Raw genomic sequence first — 12,584 nt, forward strand, 5'->3', positions numbered from 1 at the left:
ATCTTTTAGCTCAGACTCTTTTACCGGAGGGATTCGGAGCGGTGATTGCCCCGGACAAGTGCTGCGACAGAGGGAACGGATGAAGACTCCGATGGACTTACAGAGCAGCACGAGTACTCGTTCGCCGCAGGCGGCGAGCGGGATCTCCGCCTTCGGGCCGGAAGTCCCGGCGGTGCCCGCCGACGCCGCGGACCTGGGCCGTTCATGGGCGGCCGGACCGGTCCCCGACACGACCGACGAGATCGTCGTGGCGGGCCGGTGGGTGCGCGGCTCGGGCAAGGTCATCGAATCGGTCGATCCGGCCACCGGCCGGGTCTTCGCCCGCCTGCACGGCGCCGTGGCAGCCGATGTCGACCTGGCCGTCGACGGCGGCCTGCGGGCCGTCGCGGGTTCCGGCTGGGCCCGACTGCTACCGCATGAGCGCGCGGCCGTCCTGTACCGCATCGGCACCGCGATCGAGGCCAATGCCGACCGCATCGCCGCCCTGCAAACCATCGACACCGGAAAGACGCTGGCCGAGACCGGCGCACTCGCGCGCAGCGCCGCCGGCACCTTCCGGTTCATGGCGGCTGCGCTCGAGACGATGGAGGAGGCGATCACGCCCCGGCGGGGTCCGTTCCTCACCTTCGCGACCCACGAACCGATGGGCGTCGTCGGAGCCATCACCCCGTGGAACTCGCCGATCGCCTCGGACGCGCAGAAGATCGCCCCGGCCCTCGCCGCGGGTAACGCGGTCGTCGCCAAACCGCCGGTATGGGCGCCGTGGGTGACCCTGCTGCTGGCCCGGCTCGCGGAGGAGGCAGGTCTGCCGCCCGGCCTGTTGTCGGTACTGCCCGGACCGGGCCGGACCGTCGGCGACGCGCTCGCCCGGCATCCGGGTATCGGCAAGATCTCCTTCACCGGTGGCACCGGGACCGGTCGCGCGCTGGCACATATCGCCGCGGAGAAGCTGATGCCGATCACGCTCGAACTCGGCGGGAAATCGCCCACCATAGTCTTCGCCGACGCCGATCTGGATCAGGCGCTCGCCGGGGTCCTGTACGGCATCTTCTCCTCGTCGGGCCAGAGCTGTATCGCTGGGTCCCGCGTCTTTGTCCAGCGCGCGATATACGACGAGTTCGTCGACCGGCTCGTCGCGGCGACCACGGCACTGCGGGTGGGACCGGGTACCGATCCGCGCACCCAGGTGGCGCCCATGGTCACCCGCGAACACCGGGACGGGGTCGCGGCGATGGTCGACGACGCGGTGCGCGCGGGCGCGACGGTGTTGTGCGGCGGCGCCGCGCCCGCGGATCCCGCACTCGCCGAAGGCGCGTACTACCTGCCCACCGTGCTCACCGGCGTCCCGAACAGCGCGACGATCTGCCAGGAGGAGATCTTCGGGCCGGTCGCCGTCGTGCTCCCGTTCGAGGACGAGGCCGATGTCGTCGCCCAGGCCGACGACACGGTGTTCGGCCTGGCCTGCGGGATCTGGACCTCGGACTACCGGCGTGCCTGGCGCACGGCCCGCGCCGTCCAGGCCGGAACGGTGTGGATCAACACCTACAAGCAGTTCAGCATCTCGACCCCCTTCAGCGGGCTGAAGGACAGCGGTATCGGGACCGAGAAGGGCCGCGACGGAATCCGGTCCTACATGAACCAGAAGAGCATCTACCTCGACGTGTCCGGGCAGCCGCTGCCCTGGGCAGGTCTGTGAGAAGGGAGCACCATGAGCGCTCATCCCTACAGCCCGGCCTTCGGTATCGCCGGCTTCGGATTCGTCTCCGGCGCACTGTCGGTCGACGAGGACGGGGTCGCGGTCCCCGGCCGCCGGGAAGCTCTCGAAGCCGCGATGGCGCGGCTGAGCGAGCGGCTCTCGACCATCGATATGACGCTCGAGCACGTCGTGAAGACCACCTATTTCGTCACCGACGTCGCTCTGCGGGACGAGGCGAACCGGCACTACGAGGCGGTATTCGCCGAACCGCGCCCGGCGCGGTCGTTCGTCGAGGTCGCCGCGCTGCCCTATGGCGCGACGGTCGAGATCGAGGCCATCGCCCACCGCGGGTAGCGCACCCGAGCGTCCCCACGGATCACCCATAGAGGAAGGCACACATCATGTCCAGCACCGAAAAGACCGGCGTCGATCTCGAGGCCCTGATCGACTCCTGCATCGCCGCCGCCGACACCCGCTACGAGGACTGGGACACGCTCGGCTTCCAGGCGGCCAAGGGCGGCGACCGGTTCAAGCGGGCACAGATCCGCTACATCGGCTCGGGTGCCACCGGCAACCACGACACCGACAACAACATCATCCAGGCCGACCACTTCACCTTCTCCAATATGCGCCTGCCCGCGGGCGCGGTCGGCCCCGAGCACACCCATCACGACGTCGAAGAGGTCTTCTACGTGCTCGAGGGCGAAATCGAGGTCGCCGTCCACGATGTCGAGGACGGGACGAAGAAGGCGGTGCGCACGCTCGGCTACCGCGACCTGATCCGCGTCCCCGCCGGGGTGCCGCGCAGCCTCGCGAACGTCTCCGACTCCGACGCGCTGTTCTGCGTCATCATCGGCACCCCCAAGCCGCAGCTGCCCACCTACCCGCCCAGCTCCGAAATGTACGGCGTCACACGCTGATTCGAGTCCCGGAAGAAGTACGAGGAGAGCCCGATGGACGAGCCGACGAGGCGGACGCTGCGCGTCCAGCAGAAGACCTGGGAAGCCGACGGTGTCATCAGCGTGACGTTCGCCGACCCGTCCGGTGCGCAGTTGCCCGCCTGGGAACCCGGCGCGCATCTCGCGCTGCATCTGCCGAACGGGCTCGTCCGGGAGTATTCGCTCTGCTCGGACCCGGCGGACCGGTCGCGCTGGACGGTCGCGGTGCTGCGCACCCCGGATTCGCGGGGCGGCAGCTCCCATATCCACGACCTCCTGCCGGTCGGTGGGCTGCTACAGGTCGAGGGACCCCGCCAGAACTTCGCGCTCGACACCGCGGCCCGCCACCTCCTGGTCGCGGGCGGGATCGGTATCACCCCGATCCTGTCGATGGTGCGCACCCTGCACCGCGACGACGCGGACTGGACGCTGCTCTACACCGGACGATCCCGGTCGACGATGGCGTTTCTCGACGAGATCGGCTCGCTGCCCGCCGACCGCGTGACGATCCACGCGGACGACGAGGCATCGGGCCGATTCCCCGACCTCGCCGGGCTGCTCGGGGATATCGACGCCGATACCGTCGCCTACTGTTGCGGTCCCGAGTCGTTGATGTCGGCGTGCCGGGACGCGCTCCCGGATCCCGGGCAGTTGCGGATCGAACGATTCAAGGCACCGGAACCGGTCGCCACCGGGCAGGACACGGCATTCGACGTGATCCTCGCCGGCAGCGGGCGCCGGATCCCGGTCGGCCCGGATGTCTCGGTCCTGAGCGCACTGCAGGACGCCGGTGTGCCGGTGGAGAGCTCGTGCACCGAAGGTATCTGCGGAACCTGCGAGGTCGGCGTCGTCAAGGGCGATGTCGAGCACCGCGACTTCCTGCTCTCGCCCGAGGAACAGCAGACCGGCGGCACCATGTTCGTCTGCGTTTCCCGGTGCCGCTCCGCCGAACTCGTCCTCGACCTGTAACCGGTCACCCTCGACAGAAAGGTCGATCATGCGATTCTCCGGAACACCGGTCTGTACTCTGCGCGCGTTACGGTCGGTATCGGTTACGGTGCCCGATCCGGCCCGCTCGCGCGACTTCTATCACGAGGCCTGGGGGCTGAGCACCGTCGACGAAGACGGTGACACCTTCTGGCTGCGTGCCACGGGCAGCGAGCACCACGTACTGCAACTGTGCGCCGGCGCCGGTAACGCGCTGGACCGGATCTCGTTCGCGCTCGGCACTCCGCGTGAGGTCGACGAGGCGGCCCGCGCGCTGCAGAAGCTGGGCGTCCCGCTCCTGCGCGAACCCGGTCCGCTCGACGACGCGGGCGGCGGCTACGGCCTGCAACTCGTCGATCCGGAGGGCCGCTGCCTGGAGCTGTCCGCCGATACGTTCGCCGTCTCGGCGCAGGAGCCGGCCGGGCGCCGGGCGATCCCCCGCAAGCTCGCGCATGTCGTGCTCAACACCAGCGATATCGATCGCACCGCCGATTTCTACACCCAGGTGCTCGGTATGCGGATCTCGGACTGGTCCGAACACCAGATGACCTTTCTGCGCTGTAATTCCGACCATCACGTCATCGCACTGAACCAGGCCGAGTTCCCGTCGATCAACCACGTGGCCTACGAGATGGAGAGCCTCGACCATTTCATGCGGGGGCTCGGCAGTCTCAAACGCAGCGGTATCGTCCCGCAGTGGGGTCCCGGCCGGCACGGCCCGGGTGACAACACCTTCTCGTACTTCACCGATCCGGCCGGGCTGGTATGCGAGTACACCTCCGAGGTGGCCCAGATCGACGAGGACCGCTGGCTGTGCCGGACCTGGAAGCGTACGCCCGAACTCTCCGACCAATGGGGGACGGCGGGTCCGCCGACGACCACGGTCCGCGCGGCGATGGCCGGCATACCCGATCTCGGGCATCGCCACCTGGTCACCCCGGGGATCGACGACTACTTCTACGGGGGCCAGTGATGCGGCGGGTGCAGCCGTGACCGGCACGGCCGCGCCGGACCGGACGACCCGGTGGGTTTCGACGCGGGGGATCTCGCTCGAGGTCCGCGGCGCGGGCGATCCGGTGCTGCTCCTGCACGGTATCGGCGGCAGTGCCGCGGCCTGCGGGGCGCTCGCCGAGGTGCTGAGCGCGCACGGCTACCGCACGTACTGCTGGGACGCGCCGGGTTACGGGCGGTCCGCCGATCCGGCGCCGGGTGCGGACGAATCCACCGCGGGCTACGACCACGCGCTGGTGGTCGCGGAACTGATCGACGAACTCGGTGGCGGGCCGGTACATCTGCTCGGTACATCCTGGGGCGGGGTGATCGCGACCGCGGTCGCCGCCGCGCATCCGGCGTCGGTGCGTTCGCTCGTCTTGGCCGACAGCACCCGCGGCTCGGGTGTGGACCCCGAGCGGGCGCGGGCCATGCGGGCACGCATCGGTGAGCTGCGCGAACTCGGCGGACCGGCGTTCGCGGCGGCCCGTGCGCCACGACTGGTCTCGCCTGCCTGTGCCGAGGAGATCGCCCGCGCTGTGGAATCCGATATGGCACGGGTCCGGCTGCCCGGTTACACCGCCGCCGCCGAGTACATGGCCCGCACCGACACCGGGCCGAGCCTGGCCACCCTGGCGGCACCCACGCTGGTGCTGGTCGGGGCGGACGACATCGTCACCGGCGTCGACGAATCCCGGCTACTGGCCGACGCCATTCCCGGCGCCCGCTTCGGACTGATCCTGGGTGCCGGACACGCGGCAGTGCAGGAGAAGCCGGTCGAGACGGCCGCGCACATCCTGCGGTTCTGGAAGGAACTGGACGAATGAGCAGACTGGTCGTGGTCACCGGGGCCGGCCGGGGACTGGGTTTCGCGATCGCCGAGCGGCTGGCCGCCGCGGGGGACCGGGTGGTCATCGCGGAGATGCGCGCCGAACTGGCCGAGAGTGCCGAGAAGACACTGCGGGACAAGGGGTACGACGTCACCGCGGTGGTCACCGATATCGCCGACCGCGATTCGGTGGTGGCCCTCGCGAGCCGGGTGGCGGACCTGGGTGGCGCGGACGCGCTGGTCAACAATGCCGCACTCGCGGACGGTGTGGGCGGTGACGCGTTCTGGGAACTCGATGAGGGGTTCTTCCAGAAGGTGATGACCGTCAACGCGTTCGGGACCTGGCTGGTCAGCAAGCATTTGTTCGCCCAGCTGGTGCGGGGCGGCCACGGCGCCATCGTGAACATCGCCTCCGACGCCGCGCTGTACGGCTCGCCCCGCCTGGTGCACTATGTCGGTTCCAAGGGCGCGGTCATGGCGATGACCCGCACGATGGCACGCGACGGGGGCCCGCACGGGCTGCGGGTCAATGCCGTCGCCCCCGGCCTGACCCGGGTCGAGGCCACGGCCACGGTGCCGGCGTCGCGGTACCGGCTCTACGCCGACAACCAGGTCCTGGATCGCGAGCAGACGCCCGAGGATGTCGCGGGCACGGTGCAGTTCCTGCTCTCGGACGCGGCGAGCTACCTGACCGGCCAGACGCTGGTGGTCGACGGCGGATTCGTCATGAACTGACCCCCACACCCGGCTTTTCGAAACCTTCCCCGCACAAGGAGACCGACCCTCGATGGATCTGCAACTCACCGGCCGCACCGTGGTCGTCACCGGCGCGAGCTCCGGGGTGGGACTGGCGACGACCCGGATGCTCCTCGCCGAGGGCGCCCGGATCGCCGCCTGCGCCCGCGATCTGGACCGGTTGCGCGCCGCGATCGATTCCATCGACGATATCGATCCCGCCGCGGTGTACCTCGCGGCCTGCGATGTCACCGACCGCGCCGAGGTCGAAGCCTTCATCGACTCCGCTGTCGAGCGTTTCGGCGGTATCGACGGGCTGGTATGCAATGCCGGCCGCTCCCTGATGGCGCCGCTGGCGGAGACCACCGATGAACAGATCCGCGCGGAATTCGACCTGAAGATCTTCGGTTCCTGGAATCTGGTGCGTGCGGCCCGCGGTGCGCTGGCCGCCGCGGACCGAGGCGCCGTCGTCAATGTCAACGCGATCCTGTCCCGGCAGCCGGAACCCCGGCTGGCCGTCACCTCGGCCGCGCGGGCCGCGTTGCTCAACCTCACCCACTCCATGGCCGAGGATCTCGCCGCGGACGGCACCCGGGTGAACTCGGTGCTGCTCGGGCTCGTCGACACCGGTCAGTGGCGCCGCCGGTTCGAGACCTCGGGGACCGCACTCGACTACGACGCGTGGAGTGCGGAGATCGCCGCCGACCGCGGTATCGCGCTGGGCCGGTTCGGTACCGCCGAGGAGGTCGCGTTCCCGATCGTCACCCTGCTCTCGCCGCGGAGCGGCTACATCACCGGCACCAGCATCGACGTCGGCGGTGGCGTCGGCCGTTACATCTGACCATCGGCCCGGCCCGGCGGATCCGCCGTTCCCAGATCTCTCCGGAGGACATACCCATGACGACCACCGACAGCCCCGGCGCGAAGGAGCCCACCGGCGGCGACGTGCTCGTCGCCGTAATGCGCAGGCACGGCATCGATACCGCGTTCGGCGTGATCAGCATCCACAATCTGCCGCTTGTCGAAGCGGTGGCGCGGGAGCTGAACTTCGTGGAGGTGCGACACGAGGCGGCGGCGGTCAATGCCGCCGACGGGTACGCGCGCGCGACCGGAAAGATCGGTGTCGCGATCACCAGCACCGGAACCGGCGCCGGCAATGCCGCGGGTTCGATGCTCGAAGCGTTGACCGCGGGGAGCCGGGTGCTGCATGTGACCGGCCAGATCGAGAGCGAGTACCTCAATTCGGGCGGATCGACCCGGGGCGTCATCCACGAGGTACCCAAACAGCTGCAGATGCTCGATGCCGTCTCCCGTTACGCGGCGACCATCGAACGCGCGGAGGACGTCGAAGCGGATCTGGAAACCGCCATCGCCCATATCCTGGCCGCGCCGCAGGGCCCGGCCAGCGTGGAGTGGCCGTCGGATCTGCAATATCTGGCGCGTCCGGCCGATCAGCGCGACTACGAGCCGCCGGTCTTCGACATCCCGGTGCCGGAGCGCGACGCGATCGCCGAGGCCGTCGCCAAGCTGGCGGCGGCCGAGCGCCCCCTGATCTGGGTGGGCGGGGGAGCGGCCGGCGCGAAATCCGAGCTGGCCACCCTGCTGCACACCCTCGGGGCGGGCCTGCTGACCAGCAACTCGGGACGCGCCATCGTGCCCGAGGACGACCCGCTGGTGATCGGGAACTTCGCCACAGCACCGGAGGTCGCGCCACTGCTCGCGGACGCCGATCTGCTGCTGTCGATCGGCACCCACTTCCGCTCCAACGAGACCAAGAGCTACCACCTGCGGTTACCGGACACGCAGATCCAGATCGATGTGGATCCGGCGGCCATCGGCCGTATCTATCCGGCGAAGGTCGGCCTCGTGGGGGATGCCGCGGCCACTCTCGCCGCGATCAACGACAGCCTGACGCGCACCTCGGTGGATCCGGGGTGGTCCGGCCGGGTCACCGACACCAGGGTGGCGGTCCGCGCGGCACTCACCGCCTATATCGGCGGGTACGCGGAGATCTGCGAAGGGATGCGGTCGATACTGCCGCGCGACTCCGTGGTCGCGCGCGATGTGACCATCCCCTCCAGCCAGTGGGGCAACCGATTGCTGCCCTTCTATGAACGCGGGACCAATATCTTCCCCCTCGGTGGTGGTATCGGACAGGGGCTGGCCATGGGGATCGGTGCCGCGCTCGGCCGGCCCGAGGTGCCGACCGCGGTGATCGCCGGGGACGGCGGCCTCGCCGTACACCTCGGCGAACTCGCCTCGCTCGCCGGTAGCGGCGCCTGGTGCGTCGTGGTGATCTTCAACGACGGCGGTTACGGCGTCCTGCGGAACATGCAGGCGGCCAATGGTTTCGACCGGTCCGGTGTCGACCTGTTCACGCCTCGGTTCGATCTGCTCGCGGCCGCACTCGATATGCCTTACACCCTGGTTCAGGGTCCGGGACGTTTCGAGAGGGCGTTCGCGGACGCGGTGGCGACGCGCGGTCCGGCGATCGTCGAGGTCGATGTGGCCGCGATCGATCCGCCGCCCGGCCCGTTCACTCCACCGGTGCACATCCCGGTGCGGGAGGGGTGATCCGATGACCGGCAACGAATGGGACGACGACACTCCGGCGCACGCGCTGGTGTGCCTGCATGCCGGACCGGACCCGGCGCGCTGGTTCGCCGACCAGGTCGAAACGCTCGGCGCGATCGCGCATCGGTCCGCCGCGCCGCCCCCGGCCGACCCGGGATCCGTCGACGCCTGGGCGGACGAGGCCGCCGCCGGCGTGACGGCCCTCGGCCACGACCGCGTCCACCTCCTCGCCACGGGTGCCACGGCCTACGGTGCCATCGCGTTCGCCGCCCGGCATCCCGCGCTCGTCACCAGCCTCGTACTCGGCGACCCGCAGGTCGATCCGGACGCTCCCGGATACGGCGAGTTGCTGGCACGGGTGGCCGCCCCGACCCTGGTGATCGCCTCCGTCCCCGACGAGCGCGTGGATATGGCGCAGGCCCAGAGCATCGCCGGTGGCATCGACAACGGGGTGTTCGTCGTCATCGACGGCGGCACGATCCCGGCCCACCGCGAACGCGCGGCCTCGTTCAACGAATGGGTCACCGCGTTCACCGTCATCGCCGAAGGTCTCGATGCCATGGCATCACAGCAACAGGAGAAAACCCATGCCTGACACCACCGAGCACTACCTCGAGCCCAATCAGACCCACCCCGAACCGATCAGCCCCTACGAGACCAAGCTGTCCGGTTCGATCATGGAGATCTTCGGCCGGGGCACCCATGATCTGCCCGGGCTGATCGCGGGCCTGAACGAACTGGGTCTGCACGCGCCCGACGGGCAGGCCTGGACCGAGGACAATTTCCGCGCCGAGATGCGACGACTGGGAGACTGAGATGACCACCGCGACCACATCCGCCCCGACCGCGACCGGCGGTCCGAAGAAGCGCGCGGTCGGCGTCCGCAAGGATATGACCGCCGCGGATATCGCCGCCACCGGGCTGCGCGACCGGTGGTATCCGATCCTGCCCTCGCGCATGGTGAAGCCCGGGGAATCCAAGAAGGTCACCCGGCTGTCCGTCGACTGGGTGCTGTTCCGGGATCCGCAGGGAACCGTCCATATGCTCGAGGACCGGTGCCCGCATCGCAGCGCCCCGCTGTCGGTGGGCCAACACCTCGGCGACCGGCTCGCCTGCAAATACCACGGTGTCCAGGTGGACGGCACCGGCACCGTCGTCTCCGTGCCGGGGATGCCCGGCTGCGCGCTCGAGGGTAAGCGGGCGACGGTGTCGTTGCGGGTCGTCGAGGCCGCCGACACCATTTTCGCGTTCGTCCCGCTGACCCAGGATTCCGAGCCCACGCCGTTCGTCCTGCCCGACCGGCTCACCGACGAGGCCGTGTCCTGGTTCCCGAATTTCGCGGAATGGGCCGGGCCCTGGCGTTTCTATATGGACAATGTCCTCGACCCGATGCACGGTGCTTTCCTGCACCGCGATTCGCATTCGATGTTCGGCGGCGACACCTCGGCGCGCTTCCGGATCCGGGAGACCGACCGCGGTTTCTTCTTCGAGAAAACCGATCAGGTCGGCGTGAACTTCGACTGGGTCGAGTACGTGCGCGGATCCATGGACTACGTCGACCTGGAGATCCCCTACGCGCCGAACGCCGGCCCCGGCGGCGTCTTCGGCATCGTCGGTATGGCCACCCCGATCGACGCGGACAACTCCGCGATCTTCCACTGGCGCACCCGCCGGGTCGACGGCTGGGAGCGCGAGGTGTGGCGCTTCCTCTACCGCACCCGGCTCGAGGCCCGGCACTGGGAGGTGCTCGAACAGGACCGCGAGGTGCTCGAGGCCCTGGCCGCCGACGCCGACGCCGAAGAGCACCTGTATCAGCACGACCTCGGTGTCTCGCGGATCCGCCGCATCTACCGGGCGGACGCGAGGAAACAGGCGGCGATCCTGGCAGGCGAAACGGTATGAGCGCGCCGCGGGCGGATTCCGCCGACACCATGATGCTGACGGTGTTCCTGCGGCACGACCAGTCGCAGAACCTGGAGCAGATCCAGGGCAGGCTCGACGAGGCCGGCTGGTGGCAGCACTTTCCGCCCGCGGGCTGCGAAGTCGTCTCCTGGGTCGTCGCGATGGGCGTGGGACAGATCGTGACATTGCGGCTACCGGTGGCGCGGCTCGCCGCCGTCAATGTGGAGCTGGAACGCCGGGCGTGGGGTGTGTTCCACACCGACTTCTACCCGACCTACGACTTCGTGCCGGTGCGCGAGCGGCTGACCCGCGAATCCGACGAGCGGCGCGGCGCATGACCCGGGTCGCGGCGGAAACGGTCGCGGAAGCACCGCGGCCGGGCATGTTCAGCAACGCCCGGGTGCACGGTGATCAGTTCTTCCTGTCCGGGATGCATGCCGGCGGGCCGGGCGGGCTCGTCGGCGGCGCCGAGACCTACCTACAGGCCCAGGAAGCGTTCCGGCGGGTCCGGGCACTCACCGAGGCCTGCGGGGCCGTCGTGGACGACATCCTCGTCCTGCGTGTCTATCTGACCGATATCGCCGACCGGGCAGCGGTCGGCCGGGCGCGCGCCGAGGTGTTCTCCGGCGATTTCCCGTGCTCGACGCTCGTCGAGGTGTCGGCGCTCGTCGAACCAGGCCTGAAGGTGGAGATCGAGGCCCAGGGAATCATCGGATCCCACAGCGGCACCCGATCCGCCGCCGGCCCGGATCGCCCGCACACTTTCGAAAGTTGAGGACAGAACCATGAGCATGGCACCGAGTGTCGCCGTCTGCGGGGCGGGTATCGGCGGTCTCACCGCGGCCCTCGCGCTCCGCACGATCGGCATCGACGCGCAGGTCTTCGAGCGGACGAGCCGATTCGCCCGGGTGGGCGCGGATATCAATCTCACGCCGAATGCCGTCCGGGCGCTCGACGGCCTCGGACTGGGCGCGGCGCTGCGGGATTCGGCGGCCCGGCCGCAGTTCCGGATCAGCCGGACCTGGGATACGGGCGTGGAGACCTCGCGGCTCGAGATGGGCTCGTCGGCGGAGGCGCGCTACGGATCACCGCAGCTCACCCTGCACCGCGGTGATCTCATGTCCACCCTCGAATCGGCGCTGCCGAAGAACAACATCTCGCTGGGCCGGCAGGTCGTCGATATCCGTGACGGTGCCGTCCATTTCGCAGACGGCGGGATGCACCGAGCCGACGTGATCATCGGTGCCGACGGTATCCATTCCGCGGTCCGCACCGCGCTGTTCGGCCCGGAGCACCCCACCTTCACCGGTGTCGTGGCATTCCGCGCGGTCGTCCCGGCGGCGGCGGTCGCCGCGGTGCCGAATCTGGACTGCTTCACCAAATGGTGGGGGCCGGACGCGGCGACGCAGATCGTGACGTTCCCCCTCGGCCAGGGCAAGGATATTTTCATCTTCGCCACTTGCGCACAGGACGAGTGGACCGAGGAGTCGTGGACGACCCCCGGCAGCGCCGATGAACTGCGTGACCTCTACCAGGACTTCCACCCGGAGGCGCGCGCCCTGCTCGACGCCTGTGACGATGTCCTGAAATCGGCTCTGTACGTGCGTGACCCGCTACCCGCGTGGACCGCGGGTACCGTCACGCTGCTCGGCGACGCCTGCCATCCGATGATGCCGTTCATGGCGCAGGGGGCAGGACAGGCGATCGAGGACGCGGTGGTGCTGGCGCGCTGCCTCGGGTCGGACGGCTACGCCGGCGTGGCAGATGCCCTGGCCGGGTACGAGAACACCCGGATGGACCGGACCGCCCGGATCCAGCGCGGTTCCCGGTCCAACGAATGGCTGAAATCGGCGGGCAACGGTGACTGGGTGTACGAGTACGACGCCTGGAATGTGACGCTGGCCGGCGCATAGGAGGGACGGCCGGCGCACTT

At 69.4% G+C, this 12,584-nt stretch carries 15 protein-coding genes; all 15 read left to right on the plus strand.

Annotated features, from left to right (window positions below):
- Positions 1-91: 91 nt before the first annotated feature.
- The 15 genes from ON38_RS32690 to ON38_RS32760 are packed head-to-tail and all read left to right on the plus strand — an operon-like array spanning position 92 to position 12,564.
- Positions 92-1,696, plus strand: a complete 1,605-nt coding sequence (locus tag ON38_RS32690) for an aldehyde dehydrogenase (RefSeq protein ID WP_083873300.1) — start codon at positions 92-94, stop codon at positions 1,694-1,696.
- A 12-nt stretch (positions 1,697-1,708) separates the two neighbouring features.
- Entirely contained in the window at positions 1,709-2,050 is a 342-nt protein-coding gene (locus tag ON38_RS32695; protein WP_039829140.1) for a RidA family protein, read from the plus strand.
- A gap of 47 nt (positions 2,051-2,097) precedes the next feature.
- Positions 2,098-2,616 carry a cupin domain-containing protein gene (locus ON38_RS32700; protein WP_039829141.1) on the plus strand — a complete coding sequence of 173 codons (519 nt, stop codon included), beginning with the start codon at positions 2,098-2,100 and terminating at the stop codon, positions 2,614-2,616.
- A 33-nt stretch (positions 2,617-2,649) separates the two neighbouring features.
- Complete coding sequence (locus ON38_RS32705; RefSeq protein ID WP_051165578.1) at positions 2,650-3,603, plus strand: PDR/VanB family oxidoreductase; 954 nt, start codon at positions 2,650-2,652, stop codon at positions 3,601-3,603.
- Positions 3,604-3,631: 28 nt separating this feature from the next.
- Positions 3,632-4,594 carry a VOC family protein gene (locus tag ON38_RS32710; RefSeq protein ID WP_039829142.1) on the plus strand — a complete coding sequence of 321 codons (963 nt, stop codon included), beginning with the start codon at positions 3,632-3,634 and terminating at the stop codon, positions 4,592-4,594.
- Positions 4,595-4,610: 16 nt separating this feature from the next.
- The gene (locus ON38_RS32715; RefSeq protein WP_051165579.1) at positions 4,611-5,438 is read left to right on the plus strand and encodes an alpha/beta fold hydrolase; all 828 of its coding nucleotides are present in this window, start codon (positions 4,611-4,613) and stop codon (positions 5,436-5,438) included.
- Entirely contained in the window at positions 5,435-6,175 is a 741-nt protein-coding gene (locus ON38_RS32720; RefSeq protein ID WP_039829143.1) for an SDR family oxidoreductase, read from the plus strand. The genes ON38_RS32715 and ON38_RS32720 overlap by 4 nt, the downstream gene beginning before the upstream one ends.
- 52 nt (positions 6,176-6,227) lie before the next feature.
- The gene (locus ON38_RS32725) at positions 6,228-7,016 is read left to right on the plus strand and encodes an SDR family oxidoreductase (protein WP_039829144.1); all 789 of its coding nucleotides are present in this window, start codon (positions 6,228-6,230) and stop codon (positions 7,014-7,016) included.
- A 56-nt stretch (positions 7,017-7,072) separates the two neighbouring features.
- Complete coding sequence (locus ON38_RS32730) at positions 7,073-8,749, plus strand: thiamine pyrophosphate-binding protein (protein WP_039829146.1); 1,677 nt, start codon at positions 7,073-7,075, stop codon at positions 8,747-8,749.
- 4 nt (positions 8,750-8,753) lie between these two features.
- Positions 8,754-9,344: an alpha/beta fold hydrolase gene (locus ON38_RS32735; protein WP_039829148.1), complete on the plus strand. Its 591-nt coding sequence runs from the start codon at positions 8,754-8,756 to the stop codon at positions 9,342-9,344.
- Positions 9,337-9,564, plus strand: coding sequence for a recombinase-like helix-turn-helix domain-containing protein (locus tag ON38_RS32740; RefSeq protein ID WP_039829149.1), 228 nt, complete (start codon positions 9,337-9,339; stop codon positions 9,562-9,564). Before ON38_RS32735 ends, ON38_RS32740 begins: the two co-directional genes overlap by 8 nt.
- Position 9,565: 1 nt before the next feature.
- The gene (locus ON38_RS32745) at positions 9,566-10,651 is read left to right on the plus strand and encodes a Rieske 2Fe-2S domain-containing protein (protein WP_039829151.1); all 1,086 of its coding nucleotides are present in this window, start codon (positions 9,566-9,568) and stop codon (positions 10,649-10,651) included.
- Positions 10,648-10,989, plus strand: coding sequence for a hypothetical protein (locus ON38_RS32750; RefSeq protein ID WP_039829152.1), 342 nt, complete (start codon positions 10,648-10,650; stop codon positions 10,987-10,989). The genes ON38_RS32745 and ON38_RS32750 overlap by 4 nt, the downstream gene beginning before the upstream one ends.
- The gene (locus ON38_RS32755; RefSeq protein WP_051165580.1) at positions 10,986-11,426 is read left to right on the plus strand and encodes a RidA family protein; all 441 of its coding nucleotides are present in this window, start codon (positions 10,986-10,988) and stop codon (positions 11,424-11,426) included. Before ON38_RS32750 ends, ON38_RS32755 begins: the two co-directional genes overlap by 4 nt.
- Positions 11,427-11,436: 10 nt before the next feature.
- Complete coding sequence (locus ON38_RS32760; protein WP_245564494.1) at positions 11,437-12,564, plus strand: FAD-dependent monooxygenase; 1,128 nt, start codon at positions 11,437-11,439, stop codon at positions 12,562-12,564.
- Positions 12,565-12,584: the final 20 nt, after the last annotated feature.

The sequence above is a fragment of the Nocardia testacea NBRC 100365 genome (assembly GCF_000308775.1).
In the GTDB taxonomy this organism is placed as follows: Bacteria; Actinomycetota; Actinomycetes; order Mycobacteriales; family Mycobacteriaceae; genus Nocardia; species Nocardia testacea.

Excerpts from the sequence above, each read along its gene's own strand:
- ON38_RS32745 (WP_039829151.1), top strand. The coding sequence starts at position 9,566 with ATGACCACCGCGACCACATCCGCCCCGACCGCGACCGGCGGTCCGAAG.
- ON38_RS32710 (WP_039829142.1), top strand. The coding sequence starts at position 3,632 with ATGCGATTCTCCGGAACACCGGTCTGTACTCTGCGCGCGTTACGGTCG.
- ON38_RS32700 (WP_039829141.1), top strand. The coding sequence starts at position 2,098 with ATGTCCAGCACCGAAAAGACCGGCGTCGATCTCGAGGCCCTGATCGAC.
- ON38_RS32695 (WP_039829140.1), top strand. The coding sequence starts at position 1,709 with ATGAGCGCTCATCCCTACAGCCCGGCCTTCGGTATCGCCGGCTTCGGA.
- ON38_RS32735 (WP_039829148.1), top strand. The coding sequence starts at position 8,754 with ATGACCGGCAACGAATGGGACGACGACACTCCGGCGCACGCGCTGGTG.
- ON38_RS32760 (WP_245564494.1), top strand. The coding sequence starts at position 11,437 with ATGAGCATGGCACCGAGTGTCGCCGTCTGCGGGGCGGGTATCGGCGGT.
- ON38_RS32725 (WP_039829144.1), top strand. The coding sequence starts at position 6,228 with ATGGATCTGCAACTCACCGGCCGCACCGTGGTCGTCACCGGCGCGAGC.
- ON38_RS32705 (WP_051165578.1), top strand. The coding sequence starts at position 2,650 with ATGGACGAGCCGACGAGGCGGACGCTGCGCGTCCAGCAGAAGACCTGG.
- ON38_RS32720 (WP_039829143.1), top strand. The coding sequence starts at position 5,435 with ATGAGCAGACTGGTCGTGGTCACCGGGGCCGGCCGGGGACTGGGTTTC.
- ON38_RS32755 (WP_051165580.1), top strand. The coding sequence starts at position 10,986 with ATGACCCGGGTCGCGGCGGAAACGGTCGCGGAAGCACCGCGGCCGGGC.
- ON38_RS32730 (WP_039829146.1), top strand. The coding sequence starts at position 7,073 with ATGACGACCACCGACAGCCCCGGCGCGAAGGAGCCCACCGGCGGCGAC.
- ON38_RS32750 (WP_039829152.1), top strand. The coding sequence starts at position 10,648 with ATGAGCGCGCCGCGGGCGGATTCCGCCGACACCATGATGCTGACGGTG.
- ON38_RS32690 (WP_083873300.1), top strand. The coding sequence starts at position 92 with ATGGACTTACAGAGCAGCACGAGTACTCGTTCGCCGCAGGCGGCGAGC.
- ON38_RS32740 (WP_039829149.1), top strand. The coding sequence starts at position 9,337 with ATGCCTGACACCACCGAGCACTACCTCGAGCCCAATCAGACCCACCCC.